The sequence below is a fragment of the Kutzneria viridogrisea DSM 43870 genome (assembly GCF_000525635.1).
GTDB lineage: Bacteria > Actinomycetota > Actinomycetes > Mycobacteriales > Pseudonocardiaceae > Kutzneria > Kutzneria viridogrisea.
On the sequence record NZ_CP007155.1, the window covers coordinates 6,354,905 to 6,380,870 of the forward strand.

At 68.1% G+C, this 25,966-nt stretch carries 20 protein-coding genes and 1 pseudogene; 7 read left to right on the plus strand and 14 right to left on the minus strand.

Annotated elements, in window-relative coordinates:
- Nucleotides 1-58 precede the first annotated feature (58 nt).
- Nucleotides 59-1,546, minus strand: coding sequence for an alpha/beta hydrolase (locus tag KALB_RS28170; protein ID WP_025359031.1), 1,488 nt, complete (start codon nt 1,544-1,546; stop codon nt 59-61).
- Nucleotides 1,547-1,751: 205 nt separating this feature from the next.
- Here KALB_RS28170 and KALB_RS28175 point away from each other — a divergent pair, with 205 nt between their 5' ends.
- Nucleotides 1,752-3,386 (plus strand): PucR family transcriptional regulator, encoded by a 1,635-nt coding sequence (locus KALB_RS28175; RefSeq protein ID WP_030108037.1) that lies wholly within the window; start codon nt 1,752-1,754, stop codon nt 3,384-3,386.
- 9 nt (nt 3,387-3,395) lie between these two features.
- On the opposite strand, the gene KALB_RS44340 is transcribed toward KALB_RS28175, so the two are convergent.
- Together KALB_RS44340 and KALB_RS28185 are read right to left on the minus strand one after the other, a co-directional pair.
- Nucleotides 3,396-4,985, minus strand: a complete 1,590-nt coding sequence (locus KALB_RS44340; RefSeq protein ID WP_158510837.1) for a serine hydrolase domain-containing protein — start codon at nt 4,983-4,985, stop codon at nt 3,396-3,398.
- 5 nt (nt 4,986-4,990) lie between these two features.
- On the minus strand, nt 4,991-6,484 hold the full coding sequence (locus KALB_RS28185; RefSeq protein ID WP_081789566.1) for an APC family permease: 1,494 nt from the start codon (nt 6,482-6,484) through the stop codon (nt 4,991-4,993).
- Between the two features lie 385 nt (nt 6,485-6,869).
- On the opposite strand from KALB_RS28185, the gene KALB_RS44345 reads away from it, so the two are divergent.
- From KALB_RS44345 to KALB_RS28200, 3 genes are read left to right on the plus strand one after another with little or no spacing between them, the layout of a single operon-like run.
- On the plus strand, nt 6,870-7,649 hold the full coding sequence (locus KALB_RS44345; protein WP_025359035.1) for a GNAT family N-acetyltransferase: 780 nt from the start codon (nt 6,870-6,872) through the stop codon (nt 7,647-7,649).
- A complete protein-coding gene (menC, locus tag KALB_RS28195) occupies nt 7,646-8,752 on the plus strand; it encodes an o-succinylbenzoate synthase (RefSeq protein WP_025359036.1) in 1,107 nt (368 codons plus the stop codon). The genes KALB_RS44345 and menC overlap by 4 nt, the downstream gene beginning before the upstream one ends.
- A 50-nt stretch (nt 8,753-8,802) precedes the next feature.
- The gene (locus tag KALB_RS28200; protein WP_035967414.1) at nt 8,803-9,885 is read left to right on the plus strand and encodes a M20/M25/M40 family metallo-hydrolase; all 1,083 of its coding nucleotides are present in this window, start codon (nt 8,803-8,805) and stop codon (nt 9,883-9,885) included.
- Here the strand turns inward: KALB_RS28200 and KALB_RS28205 are convergent.
- Nucleotides 9,882-12,686: an NACHT domain-containing protein gene (locus KALB_RS28205; RefSeq protein WP_025359038.1), complete on the minus strand. Its 2,805-nt coding sequence runs from the start codon at nt 12,684-12,686 to the stop codon at nt 9,882-9,884. The genes KALB_RS28200 and KALB_RS28205 overlap by 4 nt on opposite strands.
- A 267-nt stretch (nt 12,687-12,953) precedes the next feature.
- On the opposite strand from KALB_RS28205, the pseudogene KALB_RS28210 reads away from it, so the two are divergent.
- Nucleotides 12,954-13,157: pseudogene (locus tag KALB_RS28210) on the plus strand (transposase); the annotation flags it as partial.
- A gap of 878 nt (nt 13,158-14,035) precedes the next feature.
- Here the strand turns inward: KALB_RS28210 and KALB_RS28215 are convergent.
- On the minus strand, nt 14,036-14,776 hold the full coding sequence (locus KALB_RS28215; RefSeq protein ID WP_025359039.1) for an SDR family oxidoreductase: 741 nt from the start codon (nt 14,774-14,776) through the stop codon (nt 14,036-14,038).
- A 442-nt stretch (nt 14,777-15,218) separates the two neighbouring features.
- Between KALB_RS28215 and KALB_RS28220 the strand changes: the two genes are divergently transcribed.
- Complete coding sequence (locus tag KALB_RS28220) at nt 15,219-16,103, plus strand: RNA polymerase sigma-70 factor (RefSeq protein WP_025359040.1); 885 nt, start codon at nt 15,219-15,221, stop codon at nt 16,101-16,103.
- 49 nt (nt 16,104-16,152) lie between these two features.
- On the opposite strand, the gene KALB_RS28225 is transcribed toward KALB_RS28220, so the two are convergent.
- A complete protein-coding gene (locus tag KALB_RS28225; protein WP_476703247.1) occupies nt 16,153-16,605 on the minus strand; it encodes a PPOX class F420-dependent oxidoreductase in 453 nt (150 codons plus the stop codon).
- Complete coding sequence (locus KALB_RS28230) at nt 16,602-17,195, minus strand: dihydrofolate reductase family protein (RefSeq protein ID WP_025359042.1); 594 nt, start codon at nt 17,193-17,195, stop codon at nt 16,602-16,604. The genes KALB_RS28225 and KALB_RS28230 overlap by 4 nt, the downstream gene beginning before the upstream one ends.
- A gap of 91 nt (nt 17,196-17,286) precedes the next feature.
- On the opposite strand from KALB_RS28230, the gene KALB_RS28235 reads away from it, so the two are divergent.
- Nucleotides 17,287-17,739 carry a winged helix-turn-helix transcriptional regulator gene (locus KALB_RS28235; protein ID WP_025359043.1) on the plus strand — a complete coding sequence of 151 codons (453 nt, stop codon included), beginning with the start codon at nt 17,287-17,289 and terminating at the stop codon, nt 17,737-17,739.
- A 63-nt stretch (nt 17,740-17,802) separates the two neighbouring features.
- Here the strand turns inward: KALB_RS28235 and KALB_RS50110 are convergent, their stop codons facing one another.
- From KALB_RS50110 to KALB_RS28270, 7 genes are all read right to left on the minus strand, one after another.
- Entirely contained in the window at nt 17,803-18,924 is a 1,122-nt protein-coding gene (locus KALB_RS50110; protein WP_338033821.1) for a GyrI-like domain-containing protein, read from the minus strand.
- 193 nt (nt 18,925-19,117) lie between these two features.
- Complete coding sequence (locus KALB_RS28245; protein WP_042220863.1) at nt 19,118-19,753, minus strand: HAD family hydrolase; 636 nt, start codon at nt 19,751-19,753, stop codon at nt 19,118-19,120.
- Between the two features lie 16 nt (nt 19,754-19,769).
- Nucleotides 19,770-20,984 carry an MFS transporter gene (locus tag KALB_RS28250; RefSeq protein ID WP_148309697.1) on the minus strand — a complete coding sequence of 405 codons (1,215 nt, stop codon included), beginning with the start codon at nt 20,982-20,984 and terminating at the stop codon, nt 19,770-19,772.
- Between the two features lie 17 nt (nt 20,985-21,001).
- Entirely contained in the window at nt 21,002-21,931 is a 930-nt protein-coding gene (locus KALB_RS28255; protein WP_025359047.1) for an amidohydrolase family protein, read from the minus strand.
- Nucleotides 21,932-22,738: 807 nt separating this feature from the next.
- On the minus strand, nt 22,739-24,199 hold the full coding sequence (locus tag KALB_RS28260) for an alpha/beta hydrolase (RefSeq protein WP_025359048.1): 1,461 nt from the start codon (nt 24,197-24,199) through the stop codon (nt 22,739-22,741).
- Between the two features lie 86 nt (nt 24,200-24,285).
- Entirely contained in the window at nt 24,286-25,005 is a 720-nt protein-coding gene (locus tag KALB_RS28265; protein WP_025359049.1) for an ABC transporter permease, read from the minus strand.
- Nucleotides 25,006-25,030: 25 nt separating this feature from the next.
- Nucleotides 25,031-25,915: an ABC transporter ATP-binding protein gene (locus KALB_RS28270; protein WP_025359050.1), complete on the minus strand. Its 885-nt coding sequence runs from the start codon at nt 25,913-25,915 to the stop codon at nt 25,031-25,033.
- Nucleotides 25,916-25,966 lie beyond the last annotated feature (51 nt).

Consider the following 25,966-nt stretch of genomic DNA (forward strand, 5'->3'; position numbering starts at 1 on the left):
CGCGACGGTTCGTTCGCTGACGCGCCCGCGCGTCACCCACACCTCCGGACGAACTCGCTCAGGCGGAGTGGATCGGCTTGATCGGGGCCGGGGCCGATGGCGGAGTGGTCGGCCAGACCGCGGCGCAGCGCGTGCCGCGTGCCGGTGCCTGCTCGGTGACCAGGTACTCCTCCACCTTCGCGCGGACGCAGCTGCTGTTGAAGAACTGGCCGTGGCCGATGCCGTCGTACTCCAGCAGTGCGGCGCCGTCGAGCTGCTCCGCGACGGCGTAGTTCCACGCGCGCGGGGTCGCGACGTCGTACTTGCCCTTGACGATCAGGATCGACGGGTCGCCGTGCACGTCCAGCCGGTGCTGCGGGTTGACCACCTTCGCCGGCCAGCCGAGACAGGTCGTCACGTCGCTCCAGAGCGCCGACAGCTTGGTGCGTGGTGCGTGCTTCGCCGCGTTGTCACGGTAGGCCTTCAGCTCCGAGAACCCACTGACGCGCCAATTCCAGTCCTCGCACCAGATCGCCTGGTACGAGTTGCCGGTCAGCTTGGCTTTGGCCGCAGCGGTCGTCTTGTCGGGCGTACCGGCGTTGAGGCTCTTGAGCCGGTCCGCCTCGCCGTACCACTGCTTCCGCGGTTCGTACATGGCGTTCATCAGCTCGGACTGCAGTGCCTCGGAGCTGATCTCCTCGCCGTCCTTCGGGTCGGTCAAGGTCCCGGCCTCGGCCTTCGCGAGCAGCCCGTCCCAGACCTTCCGAACGTCCGTGCCGTACAGCGGGCAGTTCGCGGTGCGCGCACACCAGTCCGCGAACGCGGTGAACGAGCCCTCCAGGTCCGCCGAAGCCGTCTCGATGTACTTCGCCCCCGACACCATGCTGTGGTCCATGTTGGAATCGATGGCCATCGCGCGGACCCGGTCGCCGAACAGTTCGGCGTACTGCTGGCCGACCTGGGTGCCGTAGGAAACCCCGTAGAAGCTCAGCGTCTGCTCGCCGAGCGCGGCCCTGATCGCCTCGAGGTCCCGTACCGCGCTGACGGTGTCGACGTGGTCGAACAGCGGGCCGGTGTGCGCGCGGCAGTCCGCGCCCAGCTTCGCGTTGTGGGCGAGCAGTTTCCGGTACTGCTCCTCGTTGTCGGGGAAGGTCGTCGGCGCCTGCTCCAGCAGCGCCGAATCGCACTGGACCTCGTGGCTGCGCTTCACCCCGCGCGGGTCCCAGGTGACGATGTCGAACCGTTGGTACAGCACGCTGTCCGCGGGGATCTCGTTCTTGAGCGTGTACTCGTCGATGCCCGAGCCGCCGGGACCGCCGGGTGCGGAGAACAGCACCCCGATCCGGTGTGCGGGGTCGGTCGCCCGCCGCCGCCCGATCGCGAGGTCGAACTTCGGGCCGGACGGGTTCGCCCAGTCGATCGGCACCGCGATCGTGGCGCACTCGCCACCGACATCGCCACATGCATGCCAGGCGATCCGGGGCGACGTGGGGGTGGCGACGGCGGTACCGGCAAGGGGTAGCAGTAGCACGGCGGAAAGTACCGCTGTCAGGGCGCGGGAGCGCATTGAATCCTCCCAGTGGATGAGCGGTCTCCAGTTGTGCGCTGACCGGCACGTGCTTGCCCAGGAAACCGACCACGCTGGACACCACGGTCTGGCCGAACGGAGCACCATGCTCGCCGGTGCACGCCACGTCTGCTTCGTTGACAGCACCAAGAAATGACGCCCAGACTTGATGCTTGTAACAAGTCACGAGTCAGGGAGTCGGCGGATGAGTGAGTCTGGCGTGCGGCGGCACCTGGCCGAGCGGTACCTGCCCGTCCAGCAGCTGGTGCGCGACGTCGGCCCCGCACTGCTGCGCCTGGTCCAGGAAGGGGCCGGCTTCGACGAGCCGCTGACCGAGATCGCCATCTACGCCCCAGGCGCGCCGACACAGCTCGGGCCGGGGTGTGTGGTGCTGGGCATCGGCGTGACCACCGAAGCCGAGCTGCTCGAACTGGCGGCGGCGATGGACCGCGCCGACGCGAGGGTACTGGCGGTGAAGGCCCCGCTACCACCGTCAGTGGGCGGCGGCAAGCTGACGATCATCGAGGTCAACCAGAACGCGTCCTGGATGCACGTCGCGACGACCGTCCGCGAGCAGTTGCTCGAATACGCCAGGGCACGCGTCCGCTCCGACGACAGCGGCTCGGAGCTGTTCACCCTGGCGAACGCGATCTACACGGCCCTCGGCGCCCCGGTGACCATCGAAGACCGCTTCTCCGCGCTGGTCGCCTGGTCGGAGGGCCAAGACCGGACCGACGCCGAACGGATCGAGACCATCCTGGGCCGTGCGGTGCACCAGCGGACGCTGGCCGAACAGCGCGAGCGTGGCGAGTTCGTGCGCCTGCACGCCAGCGGCGACCCGGTCTATCTGGAGGCGACTGAGCCGGACCAGCTGCCGAGGGTGGCGATCGCGGTCCGGGCCGGTTCGGATGTCCTCGGCTACATCTGGGCGGTGGTGACCAAGCCGCTCGACGAGGCGAGCACGGCGCGGCTGCGCGAGTTCGCGTCGATCGTCGCGCTGCGCCTGGTCGGCCTGCGAACCGAGACCAGTTATGCCCGCCAGCAGCGCGGCGAGCTGGCTGCGGCGGTACTCGGCGGTTCGGCCGACCGAGTGGAGGCCAGCCGGTTGCAGTTGGGCTCCGGCCCGGTCTGTGTGCTGGCCGCGGCACCTCGGCTGTTCGAGACCGAGGACTCCGACGCCGCAACCGATGCGGTGACCGCCGGCGAGCTACGCCGGTTCGCCGAAACACTGGAGTACTTCCTCGCGGCCGTGCACCCTCGTTCCGCCTCGGTGGCGGGTACCGGCGCGGTGTACGCACTCGTCGCCTGGCCTCCGGAACACACCACCGCGCTGGAGGCGACCGTCAACCTGGCACGTGATTTCCTCGCCCGCACACCGCTGGCCGGCAACTACGTGGTCGCCGTTGGCGGCCCGGCCGACTCGCTGGGGCAGATCGCCGAAGTGCGGGCACAGGCGGATGCCGCGCTGCGGGCGCTACGGCACCCGACCGCGCACGGGCCGGCCGTGCGCACCGTGGCGGATATGGCGCTGTCGGTGTTGTTGCTGCATCTCGCCGACGTCACCGAGTCGCTCGGCCTCCCGGACAGCACCGGCGCCTTGCACCGGCTGTGCCAGCACGACGGCCAGGACGGCCTGTTGACCGCGACCCTGGCCACGTATCTCGACGCCGCGGGAGCCACTGACATCGCGGCGGCCGCCCTGCACATCCACGCCAACACGATGCGCTATCGGTTGCGCCGGATCCGCGAGGTCTCCGGGCTGGATTTCACCAATGCCGATGCCATGCTGCTCGCGCACCTCCAGCTCAGGGTGCGCGCGCTGCGGAGGGCTCAGGCCTAGTTGCTCCAGCTATTCCCGGAATGAGCGCGTGTAGTGACATCCGTCCAGATCGACCCACAGCACCGCGCCGTCGAGTGCGGGGCCAGCCGTCAACCGCTCCGGCAGTCGCGGGTCAGCTCCGACACGGAACGTTCCGTCATCGAGTTCGATGAGTTCCGGTTCATCGGAGGGCGCTTCGACACCGGTCGCGGCGATCATGTGCAGCCGGCCGGCTCGCTGCACGATCCTGAAGCTGGGATACCAAGGGGTGTAGCTCCGGTAACAGCCGGCGAGCGGATGGGGGGTTGAAGCCGGCGCGGAGTCGCCGCCAAGTGAGTCTGGTCCGCAGAGCCACTGCGGCTTCCCGGCGATAGTGCTCACCGAATGGTGGTAGGTGGACCAGTGTGGGTGGTCGCAGGCGAGCCGCCCCTCGCCGGTGTCGTACAGCTTGCCCGTTATCCCGTCCGAGGTAAGCAACAGACCGTTGTCCGCGGTGGCGTTGACGCGGATCTGGCGCGAGCCCGTTCCGTAGGTTCCGACGTAGCGCTGAGCATCCGGGATGCTCTCCCGGTCGAACATCGCCGGATCTGGCGCGGCACCCTGTACGACGGAAAGCACATGTCGGCCGAAGAGTTCGATCGCCCGGCATTCGCCGGGAGCATTGGTCAGCACCGCGACACCGTGTCCACCATCGAGATCGACGGCGAGGAACGAGCGGTACCCGACCATGCCACCAGAATGCAGCAGCCAGGTATGGCCATCGACGTGTTCCACCTCGACGCCGAGTCCGTAGCCGCGTGGGCACTCCGCCGTACCGCCCAGGTCGGCGCGGTCGGTGATGATCTGCTCGAACCGCTCCGGGGTGACGATCCTTGTGCCGTCCAGGGCACCGCGCCCCAGCAGCATCCGGGCGAATTTGCCCAGATCGGATGCGGTTGCCGTCACGTTCGCATCGGCCGCCGAATACTCGAACCAGGTGGCCGGGGTGAGCGGAGCCGACGGTAGCGGCGGCCGGTCGTCGTGCAGGAACTGGTATCCGGTAGCGAGCAAGGCCTTGTCATCGTGAGTGATGCGCGCTGTCGAGTCGTGCATGCCCAGCGGACCTAGCAGGCGCTCGGCCATGGCGTTCGCGAGTGGTTTTCCCGTGACGTGTTCGACTATCAGCCCCAACAGGTTGTAGCCCTCGTTGGAGTAGTGGAACATCTCGCCTGGTTCCGCATACGTCCTCGCGTTGCGCAGCGCGTAACCGCGTGCGGCGGCATCAGGAAGCGCGTCGGCCCCGGCCAACAAGCCTGAGGTGTGCTGCATGAGGTGGCGCACCCTGATCGTCTGCGACCCGTTGTTCGGCGTGAACCACGGTAGATAGTTGGCGACCGGTGCCTCGAAAGCCAGCTTCCCCTCATCTGCCAACTGCCCGAGCAAGAACGCGGTGAAGGTCTTGCTGATCGAACCGATCTCGAACCGCGTGCGATCAGTGACCGGTACCCCAGTTCCCGCGTCGGCACATCCCTCAGTGATGAGCGCGGATTCGCCGGCTTCGGTGACAATGCTGATCGCGACACCTGTCACGGGCCACCAGGTACGTACCTGCCTCGCCAGCTGGGAGACCACCGAATGCATGTCCATCAAACTCCCGCCTCCGGCGAGCTGGGTTTCGCGTACCTGTCCGGCCCCAGGTCGACATTGGAGTGGTCGATTTCCGCGTCCGGCCGACCAGCCTTGACAAATCGGCGACACAGTGGGTACAGCGCCACGCCCAGGAGTGCCACCGCGAGACTCGTGACGAACGTAGCAGTCTCATTGACGGCCGTACTCCACGCGAGATACACGGCCATCGCGGTGGGGAGCGCGACTACCAGAACAGCGCCGGGCCAGCCACCGGGGACCCGAACCGGCCGACGCATCCACGGGTACCGCCAGCGAAGGACAAGGAAAGCCGCGAATTCGAGCAAGATCGATGACAGCGTGAGCAGCACCGTGGCTCGCAAAATCGAACCGAAATCGGCCGCGGAGAGAACCACGACAATAGTGCCACTCGTCAGGAGAGCGCCAACCGGCGTGTTGAATCGTTTACTGTCGCGCGCCAACCAACGAGGGAGGTATGAATCCGCGGCAAGCGCACGCGGGATCCGGGTACTCACCATGAGGATCGCCGCGAACAGGCCGATCAGAGACAGTGCCGAGCCTACGGAAATCAGCACCTTGAGCCAGCTTCCGCCCAGGATATCGCCGACAACGATGAAGTCGCCCTGAACCCAGTCGCCGGGCGAACCCTGATGCAGACCGCTGCCGAGCGCGGCAATCGTGGGCAGCAGGTAGGCGGCGATGATAAGCGGAACCGAGATGACCAGGGCTCGGGTGTAGGTCCGACGCGCGTCGGCGACCTCGCCCAGCACGGTACTCGGGCCGTCGAAGCCGAGGTACAGCCACACGATCACACTGAGCGCGCCGGCCACCGACGAGTGAATGCTGTGACCGGGAATCGTGAAGGGTGAAGTGACATCAATCCCACTGCTGATCGCATGGTAGATGCCGATAACCGCCAGGATCGCGAACGGGGCGAGAATCAGCACCATCATCCCGACCGAGTAGTCACTCACCACCTTGGAGCCGCGATAGTTGAGGTAAACCAGCGGAAGCACAAACGCGACAGTGACGATCCAGTGCAGGTCCACAACGAAGCCGCCATTGAACAACGACAAGATGACCCAACCCTTGCCGCGGGCGATGTCGGGCAGCCAGGTCGCCAGGTAGTCGGCAAGGAGAATCGGGTAGAGCGTGAGGTTCAACACCGCGCCGATTGCGTTCCATATTCCGAACAGAAATGCCGGAAAACTTCCGAGCGCGATCTTGGTCCAGTAGTAGTAGCCACCGTTGACCGGTATGGCGGCACTGAGTTCCGCGGCCACCAACGCGTTCGGCACGCCGAAAACTATCGGCACCAAGGCGATCATCAGCAGTGTCATGCCCGGTCCGGCGCTGGAGACGGAGGCTTCGAGCCCGAAAGGGCCTCCGGATACCGTGAAGAAGAAGATGCCGACCAATGACAGTACGCCGAGCGCACGTTTCCCCGGCCTCGGTGCCGATGACGCGATATCGGATGGGGCCAGTTCAGTCATGGCAGTCTCCAGTTCTCCACTAACCGATCCAAGCTGGGGGCGCCCGTCCCCAGGGGGGACCCGCCAACTGGGTCACGCCCGTTTGTCTTTGCGGCACGGACGAGAGCGGCCAGGCATCTGATCGGCACAGTGTGCGGCGCGCCACAGTGACGCCTCTTGTTGCGTACGTCAAAATCTATCCGCAGATATTGTTACCCCCATCAATCCCGACACGGGACTCCACTGGGTCGCTCCGCTGTCGGACCGCACGCGCCCCGATGACCGCCAGTCCGGCCGCGTGAGTCCTTCGCAGCCGACCCTCACTTGTTGCCGACATCAATACGCAGTCATCGCGATTGACGATCGCAACGAAGGTCGGGGCGAGCCTCGCGGGCATGCTGATCGCATGACCACCACGACGGACCTGGCCCGGCACGAGGTGTCGGATCTGACGGAGCTGGGCCAGCTCGAACAGCTGCTAGCGCTGTTCAAACTGGTCTGGGGCGCCCGCGACGCCCCGATGCCACTGGATCTGCTGCGGGCGATGAGCGACGCGGGCGGCATGGTTCTCGGGGTGTTCGCCGGGCCGTCGCTGGTCGGCGGCGCGGTGGGCTTCCGCTCCGCCGAGGACCCGGTACGCCTGCACTCGCACATGGTCGGCGTGCACCCCGACTGGCGCCGCCGCGGGGTGGGCAGCGCGATCAAGTACCACCAGCGGGACTGGTGCCTCCAGCGTGGTATCTCCCGGATGAGCTGGACTTTCGATCCGCTTCAGCGCCGCAACGCGGTCTTCAACATCAACCACCTCGGCGCGGTGGGACACACCTACCTCGTCGACCACTACGGGCCAATCGACGACGCACTCAACGCCGGGGTACCGACCGACCGGGTCCTGATGCGGTGGGACCTGGACCGTGGTCGCCCGCCCGTACCGACCGAAGCCGAGCGGATCCTCGACATCGGCGAACACGGTGAGCCTCGGCAGACCGGCGGTGGTGGTGACGGCGCGGTCCGGTTGCGGCTGCCGGCGGTGGTCGCTTCCCAGCACGTGCTCGCCTGGCGCGTCGCGTTGCGCACGGCCATGGCGCCCCGGCTGGCGGCCGGCTACCGCTGGACGGCAATGACCGAGGACGGCTGGTGCGTACTGGCACCGCCGCGGACCCAGTGCGGGACGGAGACGCGATGAAGATCAGGGCGGTTGAGCTGATCCGGGTGACGATGCCTTTGGTGGCACCATTTCGCACCTCGTTCGCGGTCGAAACGAACCGGGACGTGCTGCTCGTCCGGGTGGAGACCGCCGAAGCGCAGGGCTGGGCCGAGTGCGTCGCGATGGACAGCCCGCTGTACTCCAGCGAATACCTCGACGGGGCCCAGCAGGTGATCAGTGACCACCTGCTGCCCCGGCTGTTCGCGGCCGACGAGCTGAGCGGCGCGGCGGTCGGCGGGCTGCTCGCCCCGGTACGCGGGCATCGAATGGCGAAGTCGGCGGTGGAAACCGCGGTGCTCGACGCCGAGCTGCGCGCCATGGGCATGCCGCTGAGCCAGTACCTCGGGGCGACCGCGACGGAGGTCGTGTCCGGTGTGTCGGTGGGCATCCAGGACACCGTTCCCGAACTGCTCGACGCGGTCGAGGAGTACCTCGACGCCGGCTACGCCCGGATCAAACTGAAGATCGAACCCGGCTGGGACCTCGCACCGGTCGCCGCCGTGCGAGAACGCTTCGGCGAGGACATCGTTCTGCAGGTGGACGCCAATTCGGCGTACCACAGGGCAGACGCCCGCCACCTGGCGCAGCTCGACACCTTCGGCCTGCTGCTGATCGAGCAGCCGCTGGCGGAGGAGGACCTCGCCGGGAACGTCGAACTCGCCAAGGTGATCCGGACGCCGATCTGTCTGGACGAATCGATCGTGTCCGCCCAGGCCGCGTACGAGGCGATCCGCACCGGCGCCTGCGCCATCGTGAACATCAAACCCGGCCGGGTGGGCGGTTACCTCGAATCGCGCCGGATCCACGATGTGTGCGCCGCGGCCGGCATCCCGGTCTGGGCGGGCGGGATGCTGGAAACCGGAATCGGGCGCGCGGCGAACCTCGCGCTCGCCGGGCTGTCGAACTTCACCCTGCCCTCGGACATCTCCGCCTCGGACCGCTACTACGCCCAGGACCTCACCGAGCCCATCACCATGACCGGCGGACGGGTCGCGGTACCGACCGGCCCAGGTATCGGGATCGACCCGATACCCGAGGTGGTCACCGAACTCACCACGGCCCGGACGGTGATCCAGCCGTGACACCGGCCAGCAGCGACCTGCTCGCCGAGTTGACCGGGCGCACCGAGGACATGGTGCGCGACGTGCTCGCACTGTGTCGCATCGAATCGCCATCGGACTCGCTGACCGCGCAGCACGCGGTGGCCGATCTGGCGGAGGAACTCGGGTCAGTCCTGTTTGGACGGCGTCCCGAGCGGATCGTCGAGCACGGCAGACCCGCGCTGCTGTGGGCGCCGGAACCGGGCGGGGTACTGCTGCTCGGTCATCTGGACACCGTCTGGCCGACCGGAACACTCGCCCACTGGCCGGTGCCGCAACGCACCGAGCATGCGCTCAGCGCACCCGGGGTCTTCGACATGAAGGCAGGAGTGGTGCAGGGCTGGTACGCGCTGCACGCCATCGGTGCCCCGCGTGGCTGCGGCATGCTGCTCAACACCGATGAGGAGATCGGCTCACCGGACTCGCGCGCGCTCATCGAACGCGCCGCGGCCGGATCGCGCGCGGTACTGGTCCTCGAACCCAGCGCGGACGGCGCGCTCAAGACCGGCCGCAAGGGAGCCAGCAGATATCAGGTGGCGGTCACCGGCCGGGCCGCGCACGCCGGCCTGGATCCCGCGAACGGGATCAACGCCCTGCTCGAACTCGCCGACCAAGTCCGCGACATCGCGGCGCTCAGCGCGGGCGAGGTGACGGTCGTGCCGACCTTGGCCCGCGCTGGCACGACCACCAACACCATTCCCGCCGAAGCGCTGGTTCACATCGACGCGCGCTTCCCGACTCTGCGCGCACAGCGTGCCGTCGACACGCGTATCCGGGCGCTGATCCCGTACCGCTCCGGCGCGTCGGTCCGAGTGTCCGGCGGCCCGGACTGCCCGCCGATGGAACCCAGCCAGTCCGCCGAACTGTTCCGCCTCGCGCAGCGGGCCGCCCGCACACTCGGGCTCGCCGAATTGACCGCGACCACAGTCGGTGGCGCTTCGGACGGCAACACCACGGCCGCACTTGGCATCCCCACCCTCGATGGGCTGGGCGCGGTCGGCGCATGCGCACACGCGGAAGGCGAGTACGCGCTCATCGCTGAAATGCCCCGGCGGGCCGCGCTTGTCGCGGAACTCGTGACAGCCCTGCTCGCAGCCAGCGACCAAGACCCCTAGTCGAGCAGCGCCCTGGCTTGCCAGCGCACGCTCGAGGAGGCGCGAGGGTTGTCGGCGAGCTTGCGCAGCAGCTCGTCGGCCGCTGAGCGGTCGAGCTCCCGCCACGTCTTGGCCAGAGCCAGTTGGATGTCGGGGTTGAGGTTGCGCCGTCCGGCGAGGGTGCGCAGCCGCTGGGCGGCCCCCGCTCGGTTCTTCCGCCCGAACACCGCCAGCGCCTTGATCGCGTCAGCAGGGGGCCAGGTGTTGATCACCATGTTTGCTACCTCGACTAGCTGCGATGCGGTGGCCCACGCGGACAACGAGCTCAGCTCCCGAAGACGGACGTCGGGCTTGTGGCTTCCGTCGATGATCTCCTCGCGCAGCAAGGTGAACGCGTCCGAAGGGCTGAGCACTCGCAGCGCTGTCGCCACCACGAACCGACTCTCGGACCTCTTCGCAAGACCGTCGTAGATCTCGCGGATTCGGCGGACCGCCTCGGCCGTCTCACCGGTGCGCGCGCCCCACTCGGCGCACGCCCTGGCCTTCGGCACCGGCTTGATATCGCCGATCGCGAGTCCAGCGAGCAGAGCGCCACTGTCGCCGAGGCGGTCCGCGGCGAAAACAGCGACGTCAACCCGGACATCGCCGGCAAGGCCCTCGTCCTCAGCCACTTCGCGGATCATCTCGGCGACGTGGTCGGGAGGCTGTTCGGCCAACCGTTCCAGCGCCTCCTGCCGCATCTGCGCTGATGTGGAGGCACGCAGCAACGCGAGCCATCCGTCCAGGGCCAGTTGGGGCGCGTGCAGGTCGAGCAGGACGAGTTTGTCCTCCCAGCCAGCGCTGTCCGGTGCCGTGGTCCTCAGTTCTTCGGCGAGCGCCCGCGCGCCCCGCTCCGGAAACACTTCCAGCATCGCCTTGGCGAGCTTGTTTCCTGGCTCGCCAGTGGTCGTCCGGACCAGCCGAGCCAGCAGATCGAAGCCCTCCTTGGCATGCTTGCGGTCAAGTTGCCGAGCCAGCGTGCTGATCGCGTGCTGATCAACCTGGGAATTGGTCAGGAACCGGGCGATCTGCTCCTCGGCGGTGTCCCAGCCCAACGTGAGCAGGGAACCGACCGCCTCGAACCAGCGGTCGGTCGGCAGGTTCGGAGTGGCCACCAAGGACGAGACCCGGGTCCGCAGCTCGCCGGGGTCCAACTGGCGCAACCATTCGACGGCGTTACGCCATGGTTCTGACTTCAACCGCACGTCGGTGATCATCGAGCACAGCACGGTCACGGTTTTGGCCAGCAGTTTGTCGTCCACCGGGACGCCGTGCCGGACCAACTCCACGACGAAACCCGCGTTGTGCTGTCGGTTCCACGGCGTCAGCAGCCAACTCAGTGCCAGGTTCAGATCACGGCCCCAGTTGGCGGCGAGGAACACCTTGACGTTGAGGTCCGGCCACGGCCACTGCGTCTGCGCTCGCAACGCGAAACAGGCGGCCAGCGGGCCACCGCCGCGTCGGCTGCGGAACATGTGCCGGGCGGCCAGGTACTCGGCGATCGTCGGGTGCAGGTAGACGAGTTTGCCGGTGGGCTCCACGGTGATCAGCCCAGTGGCCTGGATGACCTTCTCCAGCACGTATCGCCAGTCCGGGTCGGCCACCCGGGGCGGGAGGCCGGCGTCCGGCCAGCGCATGGCGCGAGTGACCAACTCCTCGCTTGTGCCGGCGTGCCCCTTGGTCTGATCCTCGTGTGCCAGGTACTCCATCAGCTCAGCGACGTGGGCGAACAGGTGCTCCCCCGCCGCGACTGCCTCGTTGCCGTGGGGCGAAAGCGCCTCATGCAGTTGCGCTCTGATGTCGACTTCCGGAAACTTCGACCGCAGCAGCGCGACAAACCGCTCGTACAACTCCGACTGGTTGTCCGGCAGCCTCCGTTCCGGGTTGTTCAGGTGCAGCAGGCAGATCATCGACGCGGTCAGCGGGATCCGGGTCAGGTCGCCGAGCTTGGTCCGGTCCACCTCGGCGAGCAGTTCGGCGGCCCTCGCCCCGGCATCGGGCAGGCCGTACTTGGTGAACCACCTGGTGGCGAACTCGATCCACTTCGAGTCGGTGAATCGCAGGATCGTGTAGGTGGGATAGCGCTCCCGCTCATCGGCCGTCTCGTTGACGCCACCACCGGTCGGCCGGCTGGCCACCACGAACCGGTACTGCGGGCGCTTGCGGCTCTCCCGGATCCGGCGCCGTGCCTTCTCCCAGCCACGTCGGTCCACGACCTCGTCCAGGCCGTCGACCAGCACCAGCCAGCGCCCGCCCGGCAGCGGCGGTTCACGGAACATCTCGGTCAGCTGCCCGGAGTCCAGTACCTGGTCGGTCTTGTGGACCGTGCCGGCGACCAGTGCCTCCTGCACGGAGTTCGCGGTCGCCAGGTCGTTGGCCGTGATCAGCACCGGCACGAAGCCCGGGTCGGGGTCCCTGGCCGCGAGGGCTGCGATCCGGCGCAACAGGCTGGACTTGCCGACCCCGGGTTCGCCGGTCACCTGGAGGCTGTCGTGCTCGTCCAGCAGCTTCTCAGCCGCCATCGGCGCACCGTCGGCGGTGCCGTGCAGTACGGCGGTGCGCTCGACGTAGACGTCCGCCAGCGGCGGACCGTCATCCAGGATCGTGCTGTATTCGTGCCGCTCATCGGCCTGCGCCAGCGAACTCAGGTACTCGCGCAGCCACTCCGCCGTGCGCTTCGGGGCGCCGATGTGCACGTCACCGTGGATGTCCCTGGCCTGGACGCCATGCATACTGCCGATGACGGAGTTGTTGACGGCTCCCTCGCCGGGGTCGGAGTCCATGACCGCCAACCTACTACCTTTTGGACGGACCATTCCTGTTATCGAGTGGTGGGAACGCGTCTTTCCTGGCAACTGGTTTCACAATGAGTGGCGTGTCTGGTGGCTGTGACCGCGTGTCGCTCGTGATGCTGGCCCGGTGATCGAGGGCCTGGTGCCCGATGAGTTGTGGCAACGGGTCGGGCCCTTGCTGCCTGCCCGACCGCCGCGTCGAACCCGGTACCCCGGCAGGCGGCCCGCCGACGACCGTGCGGCGCTGGCCGGGACGGCCACCGTCGAGCGTTGCGCGCCTGGGGGATCACGCCACGCATCGCGCGGAAGAACACCGAGCACGGTTCCGGGTTGGGTGCCATCCGCTGGGTAGTCGAGCAGACTTTCGCCTGGCTGCACCAGTTCAAACGCCAGCGCACACGCCACGGGTGCCGCGCCGACATCCACCTGGGCCTTCTCCAGTTGGCATGCGTCCTGAGTTGAATTCACCCACTGCACCTCGAACGAGTTTTCCTTCTGCCGCAAGCAGAACCAGGTTCGTGCAGCGATCGCTGCGTGATCAACCTTCAGCGGGCCCGCCCAAGATCCTTGACGCACCCCGACCCACGTCAATGTGGTGAGCGTTGCAACTACCATTGCCCACCAGGGGAAAAACCTATGACCAGGGCATATCCTGATCCACATGTTACGCCGAACGGTCTTTTCCATCAGAGTTCTCTTGACCATCTTCGGGAGGCGTAACAAGCTGTGTGACGCACCAGGAGGCACAAGTCTCCTGCTCGGTTTTGGGGGATTGATCCGGGATGGCGTGCCAACGGGGAATCCGTGTGTACGGCGGAGAAATCGGCTGGCTGAGCGCGGCCACTTTTCGCCCTGGACACCGGCCGCCGTCGACAACTGTCTCCGCACCCCCGGCTCTTGGTGCCTCATGCGTCCGGTGCCGGAAGGGAATGGAAGGGAATGCCGACGCACACGGCCTATCCCGGCGTCCACCTCGGTGACGGCCTTCGTCGGCCACACCTGCCGCGGGCCGCTCATCTCCGTGCCACGTCCCGCCTCCCCCGATGTCGCCCGAGCCCTGCGGCCACCCGCAGCTCTGGGCGACAGCGGCGGGGCGTTGGCACCGACCGCGGCGCCCGCGCCGTTCCATCCCGGCGCGGGCGCCGCTCCCCACCCACCACACCGCCAGTGCGGCCACGCCCGGCCTCGCCAGCGACGCCGTTCGCACCGTGACGGTTACCCAGGCACTTGCGCTTCGGCCAGCGGCTGATCGGCACCGTCTGGCTGCCGTCGGCTGAATCTGAGCCTTCGTCAGCGACGGATCGGCTCAGCGCTGTGCGGTGACCCCGCGCGGGTGCGGGTCACTTGGCGAGCCACTCCGACAGCCGGGTCTGACCGACCAGCGAACCGGAACCGGGCAGCAGGGTCTTCTCGTCCAGCAGCGTGCCGAAGTAACGGGACTTCGGGTCGGCGACCACCTCACGCGGGTCGTTCCTCGCCACCAGGACGGTGCGGATCCACCCGTCCATGCCGAACACCTCGGGACCACCGATCTCCACCACCCCGTTGAGCGGCGAACCGACCGAGGTCCGGGCCACGGCCGCGGCCACGTCGGCGGCGGCCACCGGCTGCACGCCTCCGTTGGGCAGGGTCACGACGCCGTCCGCAGTCGCGGTGTCCGCGATCGCGCCGGCGAACTCGAAGAACTGTGTGGCGTGCACCAGCGAGTAGGGCAGCCCGGACTCACGGATCAGCTTCTCCTGGGCCACCTTCGCACGCAGGTACCCCGAGTCCGGCGCCCGCTCGGCGCCGACCACGGACAGTGCGACGTAATGGCCGACCCCGGCATCCTTCGCCGCCTCGATCAGGTTGGTGGTGGCGGTGCGGAAGAACGCCAGCACGTCCTCGTCGGCGAAGGAGGGCGAGTTCGACACGTCGACCAGCACGTCGGCACCCCGCACCACCTCTTTCAGCCCCTCCCCGGTGATGGTGTCCACCCCGGTTGAGGGGGCTGCCGCCACCGCCTCGTGCCCGTGTTCGCCAAGCCTGGCGACGACGTTGGAACCGATCAGACCGGTCCCACCGATCACGACGACCTTCATGGTGACTCCTTTCACCGGCGCCCGGCCGGTCCGGGACGCCCTACGGTCAACTAGGACCGAGCGACGGTCTGATTCGTGACAGCGGGTCTGTCCGGAGGACCGTCGCCGGAGACGAAAGCAGCCCTGGGTACCCCCAACGGGGACAGCGACACGATGTCGCGCAGCAAGGCCGAACTGGCCGGGCAGCGCCTTGACGCCGCCCGGTCGGCCCCATCTGATCGAGGCAGTGGAGGACTCGGCTTTCCTTTTCACCACAGTGGTTCCACTCACGTGAGGCAGCGGCACGGGGCCATCCTGTCGTGGCTGTGCGCCTGGCTCCGTGCCCTTGTCACCCCATCGGGCAAGTGATCACCAGGGACGGTACCCGCGAGTACGATCGAGGTGAGTCGTGTTGTCGACACGATGAGCAGTACGGCCACGCGAGCGGGAGGACGTCTCGACCATGGCGGAAATCGCCGGCGTGGATCTCGACCAGGCGACCGCCGTGTTCGCCGAGGTGCGGCCCCGGTTGTTCGGCATCGCCTACCGGATGCTGGGCAGCGCCGTCGACGCCGAGGACCTCGTGCAGGAAACGTGGCTGCGCTGGCAGGCCTGTGACCGGTCGGTGGTGCTGAATCCAGCCGCCTACCTGGCCACTGCCACCACGCGGCTGGCCATCAACGCCAGCCAGACCGCGAGGGCACGGCACGAGGCCTACGTCGGTCCCTGGCTGCCCGAACCGGTCGACACCTCAGCCGACCCGCAGTTGGGGGCCGAGCAGGACTCCGCGCTCGAAGTCGCCGTGCTGGTCCTGCTCGAGAAGCTCACGCCGACCCAACGAGCGGCGTACGTGCTCCGTGAGGCGTTCGACTACCCCTACCGCCAGATCGCCGAGATCATCCAGGTCACGGAGACCTCGGCGCGCCAACTCGTCAGCCGCGCGCGCCGTCAGCTCGCCGACGGGCGGCGCACCCCCGTGACCGGCCCCGAGCAACGCCGGTTGCTGACCGCGTTCGTGGCCGCCGCGCGAGAGGGTGACCTGGCCGCCCTGGAGGAACTGTTCGCCGCCGACGTGGTGAGCTACTCCGACGGCGGTGGCGTGGTGCGGGCCTCGCGCATCCCGGTTCGCGGCTCGGTCACCGTGGCCAAGTACGTCCGCGCTTTCGCCGAACGGTTCTGGGAGGGTGTCGAGGTTTCCTGGGCTACGGTCAACGGCGACAGCGCCGTGCTGCTGCGACGTGAGGGCACCACGTTCGCGGTGCTCACGGTGGCGGCGTCGGCGGAGGGCATCGACCAGATCTTCTGGATGATGAACCCGGGCAAACTCACCTCGTTCGGCTGCGCCTGACCGGAGCCCGCTCCGTCCCGGTCGGCGAGGCGCCATGGGCCGAGGCGCCTCAGCCCACGCTTTGCCGGTCGGGTTCGATGAGTGCGACGACCCGCTGCTCCTCGCGCGAGTAGGGGCCGCCGATGTACTTCGTCGAGATCCGGTCGACGATCTCCCATGCGGCGTCGCCCTCGAGCCACTCGACGATCCTGCCGCGGAGGATGACGGGCTGGAACGGGTTGTCGGCTGGTGTCAGGGAGAGCGCGACCCGCGGGTCACGGCGCAGGTTGCGGGCCTTGCGGGAGCCCGGGCCGGTGAGGATCACGACGTGGTCGCCGTGCGTGCCGATCCAGACCGGGACGGAGTGGGGTGCGCCGTCGGGCAGGACGCTGGCGAGGTGGGCGATCGGGGTGCCGTCGAGCACGCGGCGCACATCGGGGTCGAGCATCGTGGTCATCTCCTGGTGTGGGTTCTGGCGGTGGTTGTCGGCGAGCGGCGTGACCTGGCCGGTGGCGAGGGTCATCGCTCGACCTCGTAGTGGAGGTGGGTGACGCCGGGCGCCGGGACGGCCTCGACGAGGCGCAGGCGCACGTGCTCGGGCAGCGCCTGGAAGAAGGGCCGGCCGCCGCCGAGCAGGACTGGCACCTGGTGGAGGACCACCTCGTCGACGAGCCCCGCCTTGAGCGCCTCGGTCACGACGCCGCCGCCCATGAGACCGACATCCTTGCCGCCGGCGGCCTCGCGGGCCGCGGCGATCGCGTCCTGGATGCCGGTGGTGACGAGGGTCTGCCGCTCGGTCAACTCCGGTGCCGGCCGGTGGCTGAGGACGAACAGCCGGGCCGCCGGGTGGGGGCTGCCGCCGCCAAAACGGTCGGAGTCCTCATAGGTGTTGCGGCCCGCCACGATCGCGCCCACGCGCCCGGCGAAGGCGTCGAAGACCCGGGCGCTGGGCGCGCTCAGCTTGAACCCGTCGAACACCTGGCTGGGCGTGTCGCCGTCGAAGTACCAGTCGAAGAGCATCGTCCCGTCGCCGAGCCCACGCCCGGCACCGGGCTCGCGTCCGGTGATGTACCCGTCGACCGACACCGCGTGAGCGCTGAAGACCTTGCCCATCTCCGCGATCCTCCCTGGAGTTCCTTCAAGAGACGCTGTGACCGTAGCACCTGAAGTTCCCTAAGGGAACCCCGATTGGTAGACTGGTCCCATGCAGCGCACGGACTTCAGCAAAATGGCTTGCTCGATCGCGCGAACGCTCGACGTCATCGGGGAGCCCTGGTCGCCGCTGGTCCTGCGGGACGTCTGGGTCGGGCTCACCCGGTTCGAGCAGCTCCAGGCCGACCTCGGGATCTCACGCAAGGTCCTGACCGAGCGGCTGAACCACCTCGTCGACCAGGGCGTGCTCGACCGCCGTCCCTACGACCGGCGACCGCGCTACGAGTACGTCCTGACGCAGAAGGGCGCCGAGCTGGTCGACCTGCTCATGGTCATGACCAGCTGGGGAGACAAATGGCTCGCGGGCGAGGCCGGCCCGCCAGTGCTCTACCGCCACCACGCGTGCGGCGAGATCAGCGGTGTCGACCCGCGCTGCACCCACTGCGGCGAGCCGATGCACGCAAACGACGTCGACCTGCTGCCAGGCCCCGGCGCGGCCGTGTGACCGAGACGAGCACATCGTCCCGGGTGAGTGTTCCTGCTGACCGCGCGTCGAACGGGCGGCTCGCTATGCGGTCTTGACGGGCTGCCTCAGGATCGTTTTGAGCTTGGCGGGTGCCGTTCGACGTGCGTCGCTGAGGTAGATCTCGTGATGGTCACCGTTGAAGGTGAGACCGTTGTCGGGCAGGTAGTGGTTGTGGAGGCGGTCCAGGGTGGGGGTTTCGTCCTCGTAGGAGCCGATGTGCAGGATCTGCACGCAGGTCCCTTCGAGGAGGGTGTGCAGCCGAAGATCTCCGAGTGCGGGGTTGTCCTTCTTCCTCGCGACATTGTCGATTGCGGCCTGGACCATCTCCTCGGCGATCCAGTCCGGCTGGCTGATCATCATGGTCCACTCCCACGCCTGCTTGCGCCGTGCGACGAACACGGTGGGGTCCTCCGCTCGCCACAGCCCCTCCAACGGGCCGACCACGAAGTCCCGGCCGAGAGTCCTCTTGCTGGCGAACTTCAGCGCGTACGCCACCCCGTACAGGGCTTCGATCGCGTTCGCGTACGCGGGGGCCGTGTTCGGATCACCTCGGCCGTCGACTGCGATGTACCGGAGCTCGGGCACGTCGACGACGGTGAACTCCTTCGACGGCGGCGAGTAGAGCGCGTGGTGGGCCTTCTTGATGTCGTACTTGTCCACCGCGGTCTCCTTTGCCAGTGTGCCCAGCGTGGTTTCGGTCCAGCCGATATCAGCCGCGAGCATGACCTCGCTGTAGTCGAAGATCGCGGAGGCAGCCGCAGGCAAGGGGGCTTGCCGGGAACGGGCCGCCCGCACGTCCGCGAGCTGGGTTCGCAACGCGTCCAGGCGCCGGGTCAGTCCGGCCACCACCTCGGCATCGGGCAAGCCCGGACTGTTGGCCATCGCGATCAGCACGCGTGCGCGCATCGGTGTCAGCGTCGTCAGCGCCTCGCGCGAGGCGGCAGCACACAGTTCACGGCCCGAGGCCGTGGCGTGGAAGGTGGCGCGCGACTTTCCCGATGATGGGGCGTTGGTTGCTTCGATCAAGCCGCGCTTGGCCAACTTGTCGAGCACGTAGTAGATGGAGGAGAAACCGAGCGCCGTCCATGCGCGCACTCCGCGTTCCTCGATGACCCTCTCCAGCTCGTACCCGTGGCGGGGCTGTTCGACGAGCAGCCCGAGCACGGTCAACTCGCCATCGGTCAGAGCGGAGGACATACCGCTATTCTAGCGCTAGAATAGAGCCCGATGCCACGGCAGTACATCCAGACGGCTCTGCCCGACGCCGAGGCCGCCACCGCGGCGGCCTCGGCGTCGGCACCAGTCCGGGCCGCTAGGGACTGGGTCAGTAGCACCGACCGTGACTGGGCAGCACGCCCTACACCGTCGGCACACTCTCGGACGGCGAACTGCTCATCAGTGCGGCCAGGGTGGACCTGAGGTCCATGCCGCGGTGGTACCGCACGGCATGCAGGCCCAATTCGGCCGCAGCGGTCACATTGGCCTCCTGGTCATCGATGAAGACCGCCTCTTCTGGCGATACGGCCAACCTGGTGATCGCCGAGTTGAAGGCCGCCGGGTCGGGTTTGGCCAGGCCAGTCAGACAGGACGCCCGGACGTCAGCGAACTCGGCGAGCACCGGGGTGTGCTCCTGGTGCCAGCGAAGGGTGTCCAGCGGCAGGTTGGACAACAGTGACACGGTCACCGGCTGCTCACCCAGTTCACGCACGATGTCGACCACGCTGTCATCGACCCGGGACGCGCTGGCCACGTCCAGTTCGATCAGCCGGGCGGTGGTGGCCGCGTCCAGTTCGGTGTCGGCGACCGCCCGCCAGAACTCCCGGCCGTCCAGCTCGTTGAGGTCATGGGCACGCCGGTATCGCCAGTAGCGTTGCCACAGGGTGGGCGCCGGGACGTCGAGGACCTGCTCGATCCGCTCCCTGGTCGCAGGGTCCTGGTCGTAGGCGATGACCCCGAAGAAGTCGAAGATCACAGCTCGGACGGGCTTGGGCATCGGGTCACTCCGCAGTTCAGGCCGGTCGGCTCAGGCTCGGGTTCGAGCTCGGATCAAGGTTGGGGTCCGGATGGGCGCGCGCGGAGATCCGGCGACGCGCGAAGAACGTGATGACGGCACAGCAGCCGTAGCAGGCGATGGCCAGCACGAGAACCGCGCGCAGGCCAACGGTCTCGGCCACCACCCCGGAGATGGCGGGCGCCGCGGTGAACGCGCCGTAACTGCACGCGGTGAGCACGGACAGGGCGGCCCCGGCCGAGTTCCCGGCGGTGCGGCCCAACAGCGAGTAGGCGATCGGGATCACCGGGGACAGCATGAGACCGGCCAGCGCCATGCCGATCAGCGCCAGCCAGACCGAGGATCCGATGGCCACCAACCCAACGCTGAGCGTGGCAGCCGTGGCGCACACCACGAGCACCGCGACCTCGTTGCCGCCACGCAGCAGCATCGGCGTCGCCGCGACCCGCCCGCACAGCGAGGCCGAGTGGAACAGCGCGACGCCCGCGGCCGCGCCCACCACGCCCGCGCCCGCCGTCTGGTTCAGGTACAGCGGGGCGAAGCTCTGCATCACGCCGTCACCGAAGAAGCACACGGTGCCCACCACGATGATCAGCAGCACTGCCGGGCCGCGCCACGACACCCGGCGACCGGCGCCCGCCGCGTCCGCCGGTGGGGTGCGCAGGTGTGGCGGGAACCGGGCCACCAGTACGAAGCCGCAAGCGGCCAGCATCAGCACCACGGTCAGCGCGAACAGTTGGTGGTGTCCGTATCCGGCCAGGCCGAACAGCACAGCACAGGCCGCGCCGACCGCGGCTCCCCCGCTGAAACCCGCGTGCAGGCCGACCATCAGCTTCCGGCCGGTCGCGGCTTCAAGGTCGCTGCCGACCGCGTTGGCCGCGATGTCCACCAGCCCGGTGGCCACGCCGTAGCAGGCGAAAGCGGGAAAGGAGAAGGCCAACGGCAACGGCCCCAACAGGAACAACGCGTAGCTCAACGCGAGCAGGGCCGTGCCACAGGCGGCGACGCCCCGCCGACCGCGCCGGTCGGCGATGCGTCCCGCGGCCAGTACTCCGAGCACACTGGCCGCGGCCAGTGCTGCCAACCGCCCGCCGAGCGCGCCGGGGTCGAGCCCCTGCTCCCGGGCCAGCGACGGCAGCGACGCGGCCCAGACCCCGACCTGCCAGCCGAGGGCACCGAACAGCAGCATCGCCGTCGCACGGACGGTTGGCACCCGCCTGGTCCATTCGGTCAAGACCGCACCCGGAGCCCTGTCGTCAGGGGCGCTGTGGCCCGCAATTGGTTGTCCCGGAACAATGACTCGATCGCGTGACCATAACCGATTCGCCTGAGGTTCTCGCACTGCTTTGCGATGTACCCGGTGCCGGCCGCGACGATACCGTCCGACCGGTACCACAGTCCGTTTCCCGCACGCAACTGAAGGTGTTCACCGGCCATGAACGGCCGTTCGGTGTCGTCGGTGATGCCGATCAGCCGGTGCGGGCCCAGGTAGTCCAGGGTGCGCCGACAGATCTCCAGGTCGACGTGGTCACCGTCGAAGTTGATGAACGGCATGATCCGGTCGGCCTTGGCCGCACGCACGATGGCGGCGGGCACGGGTCCGAGCAGGTCGTCCAGGATGTCGTCGGTCCACTCCACGGACAGGAACTCCGCGAGCAGACCGTCCCGCCGGGCCCGTTCCTCGCCGGTACGCCAGGCGTGCTGGAAGTTCCTGGGCATGTCGTTGTAGAGGTGGTCGGTCAGCACCACGTTGGCGCCGGGGCCGCACCGCTCCTGTAGGTAGTCGATCACCGCCACGGTCCGGTCCGCGCTCAGTTGCGGGTGGTCGTGCCGGAAGTGGCCCAGCGCCAGCCGTACGTCCGCGGCGCAGAACAGGTCCATGACGTCACGGAAGGAGACCCCGCCCACCAGCCGGTCGTCCAGGTCCCCGCCGTCCGGCCCGATGACGATGTACTTCAGGCCCAGTCGTCCCAGGTCGGCGATGAACTCCCATTCCTCCGGGTCCGGCGACCAGATTCCCCGGGGCGGAACCCCGCCCACCTTGCCCAACAGCGGTCCCTCCACCGAGAAACCCAGAATGTGCGGATATTCCGCCCGGTGGTCGTCGTAGTGTTGCAGCACGTCACGGAACCCGCCGAGGTAGTCACGGGCCAGGAACACGCTCGGCAGAATACGCAGATCCTGCTCGGCAGCAGCCCGCTCGACAGTCGCGAGCTCTTTCCAGCCCATCGAGCTGTAGTCGATTTCCCCGATTCCGTGCGTATGGATCAGGACATGTCCGTTCACAGCACACCCTCCCCTCTGAGGCCAGTCCCTCCCGCGCGCACGGCGGTGGCACTGGCAGGCGCTAGTGGCACACCAAAATCCCGCGTCACCTGGGGCAGCGCGATGTCCCCTTGAGGCTTGGGCTCAAGAGCAGACTTGACTTGTCGGCGGCGAAAGTCGCCGACGCGCACAATGGACTGAATCCTTCAAGCGCCAGCTCAAATCAACCCCCATTTGGCTCCCCCATGAGCGACAAGATCCACGCTAGGGGCGCCTCGCCAGCTGTAGATACCGCCGAAAGTGTGACGGCAACGAAGGGAGTTCGACCCCAAAAGACTTCCTTTGTCAAGTGTTAATTTGGCGCGATGTGTCTACAGTCACATACCTCGCGCGGAGGTTGGTCGCGCCAATCAGATGGGGATTTTAGGTACAACTCGCCGATGCCAATCCGTGAAACCACCGATTCCACCGGGAGTGGACCTACGCAACGAGAGCGCGCCACTGGTTGGGACCTCGCCCACGCCCTGCGCACACACCGTCTGCCGCCCGACGCACGCGGAGACGTACCTTGCAAACGCCCCCTTTGCCGCTGACAGCGCGTTCTCATGACGCGAGCTCGCCGTGTGCATGGCCTGGCTCGGGGAGATCGAGGGCCCGCGCCGCGAGCGGGGTGCTCGCGGCGCGGGCCCTTGATCGGGTTGTTCAGCGTGTTTCCGCGGCGCAGAAGGTGTCGTGCGCGGGGCGCTTGCCCGTGACGAGGAAGTCGGTCACGGTGTTGTTGCCGCACTTGTTCTTGGCGAACACGTAGACCCCGTGGCCGCCCTGGTCGACGGTGACCATCCGGGCGCGGTCGCCGAACGCGCCGCGCAGCTTGACGGCATTCGCCCACGGGGTGCCCGGGTCACGCAGGTTCTGCACCATCAGCACGTTCGACTGCCCCTGGTCGGTGATCCGCACCTTCGGCTCCGCCGGAGCCGAAGGCCAGTACGCGCACGCCGCGATGTTCGCCGCGCCGGCGCCGATCATCGGGTACCGGACCCGGTTGACCGCCACGTCCGTCTGGTAGCTCTGCACCGATCGCGGCCAGCTGGAGTCGCCGCAGATCACGGAGAACCGGGCGGCCCAGAGATTGTCCGTGGTCGGCGCCTGCCCTTCCAGCTTCGGCACCTCGCCCTTGTCCAAGGACTGCCACGCTCCCGCGAGCGCCCCGAACCCCTCGTCGCCGTAAAGGAAGCTGAACGTGAGCGAGCGGAACAGTGAACCGTCGAACGGCGCGACAGGCGCCTTGTCCAGCCGCGCGGCCAGGTCGTGGAACTTCGCGGTCACCTGCACAGGTGTCGTGCCCAGCCCGTACTTCGGGCTTGCCGCGGCGAACTTCGCGAAGTCCGGAAACCGATCTTCCATGCCGCGCGCGAAGCCCCGCATCGCATCGATGTCGTAGCCACCCGGCCCCAGGTTGCTGTCCAGGACGACGCGGTCCGTGCGCTGCGGGAACATCGTCGTGTACACCGCGCCCAGGTACGTGCCGTACGAGGCGCCGAGGTAGGACACAGTGGACTCACCCAGCGCCTGCCGAATCCGGTCCATGTCCCGCGCGGTATTGGCCGTGGTCACGTACGGCAGCATCCACCCGGTCTTGGAGCTCGCGCACTGCTTGGCCTCCGCCTTCGCGACCTCAGCCTGCTTCACCACGTCAGCCGAGTCCTTCGCGTACGGGAGGTTGCCGATCGCCCGCTGCTCCGGAGTCAGGTCGCAGGTCACCGGGCTGCTGTGCCCCACGCCGCGCGGGTCGAACCCGATCACGTCGTACTCGTCCCGCACGCTCTGTGGCAGCGGCATCGGCAGCTCCGAACGCGTCAGCACGCCCGGGTAGTCCAGGCCCGCGCCGCCGGGGCCGCCCGGATTGGTCAGCAGCACCCCACGCCGCTTGTCCGGGCTCTTGCTCGCCAGCCGGGAAATCGCCAGGTCGATCTTCCGGCCGTTCGGGTCCTGGTAGTTCAGCGGAACCCGCAGGGTCGCGCATTCCAGGTCTGGATATTTGACCTCGGCCGGGCAGGGACCCCATTTCAGGTCGTTCGAGGGCGCTGGCGCAGCCGCTGCTGCCGGCACGACGGCCAGCGCCGCGGTGATGGCGGCGAAAGCGACCAGAACAGCTTTCCGCATCGGATTCCCTTTCCTGGGGCACCTAACGGCACCGGATGACGGATGAACGCAGTTCTTCACGGCGATCTCCTTCGCATTTCCCGGGTTCACCGGCGCGGTTCCCACCGGAAGAGACGGGTGGCCAGGGTGACCGCGACGAGGACCCAGGCCAGGGTGGGTGCGAGCAGGACCAGCGAGTCGGTCACGGAGACCCCGCCGTTCCAGGCGTCGAGCACCAGCTCGGTCGCCGATCCGCCGGGCAGCAGCCGCTTGAGCAGGGTGAGCTGGTCGGTGCCGGTGATGCCGACCCAGCCGGCCACCGCGATCACGCCGAGGCTGAGCGGCAGGGTGGTGACCTGGGCGTGCTCGGGCGAGTTCGTCAGGCCGGCCGTGGCCAGGCCCAGCGCGAGCATCATGGCCACGGTCGCGAGGACGGCCACCACCAGCAGCAGCGGGTTCGCGGGCGTCCCGGTGACCACGGCCAGCACGCTGAGGATGACGGCGATCTGGACCACCGAGATCACGGTGATCGGCAGCAGCAGCCCGGTGAGGATGCCGACGTCACGCGCCGCGGTGGAGCGCAGCCTCTTGAGGAAGAGGTTCTGGCGGCGCGCGGCCAGGGTGGTGACCGTGGTGGTGTACAGCCCGATCCCCACCACGAAGAACAGCACGAGCGAGGCGATGTAGCCGAGGCTGCCCACCGCGGCGAACACGTCGTGCCGGTAGATGAAGAACGCGCTGAGCGCGGCGGGCAGGATCAGGGCGGTGACCAGCACGAGCCGGTTGCGGAAGATCTGGATCAGCTCGCCACGAGCGATCGGGAGCATGGAGGTGTCCTCTCTCGGGGATGGCCTATTCGGCGCTGATGGCGCGGAAGACGTCGTCGAGCCGGGTCGGCCCGGCCTCCAGGTCGCGCAGTTCCACCGCGTTGTCCTGCGCCCAGCCGAGCAGCGTGTGGAGGTCCTTCTGCAGGCCGAAGGTCTCGACGAGGAACCGGCCGTCGGTCCCGCGCTTGGCGTGCAGCGGCGGCACGGGTGCGTGCGAGGGGAGTCCGAAGTGGATGGTGGCGGGCAGGGTCCGCGTCAGCTCGGCGACTGTTCCCTCCCGGTGCAGGGCGCCCCGGTGCATGAGCCCGATGCGGTCGGCGCGCTGCTGGGCCTCTTCGAGGTAGTGCGTGGTGAGCACGACGGTCGTGCCGTCCTCGCGCAACCGGTCCACCGCGGCCCACAGGGCGTCGCGCGACTGGATGTCCAGGCCGGTGGTGGGCTCGTCGAGGAAGACCAGTTCGGGTGTCCCGTACACGGCGGTGGCGAAGTCCAGCCGCCGCTTCTCGCCGCCGGAGAGCTGGCCCACCTTCGTGGTGGCCTTGCGAGTGAGGTCTACGAGGCCGAGAACGCGCCCGGTGTCGTCGGTCCGCTCGGTGAGCCGCCCGATCAGCTGGACGGTCTCCCGCACGGTCAGGTCCGGGGAGAACCCGCTCTCCTGCAACATGATCCCCATCCGCGGCCGCACGGTGGCGCGGTCACGAGGGTCCTTCCCGAACACCCGCACGGCACCGGAGGTCGGCGCGCGGTGGCCTTCGACGGTCTCCAGGGTCGAGGTCTTCCCGGCGCCGTTGGTGCCGAGCAGCGCGTAGAGCTCCCCACGTTCCACTTGGAACGAGAGGTCCTTGACGGCGGGGAAATCCCCGTAGGTGAGGGTGAGGCGATCGACGTCGATGACCGGTGTCGTGGACATGACTCGATTCCAGCGTGGACGGTGCCCGGCCGACAGTGTGGCCGCGTCACC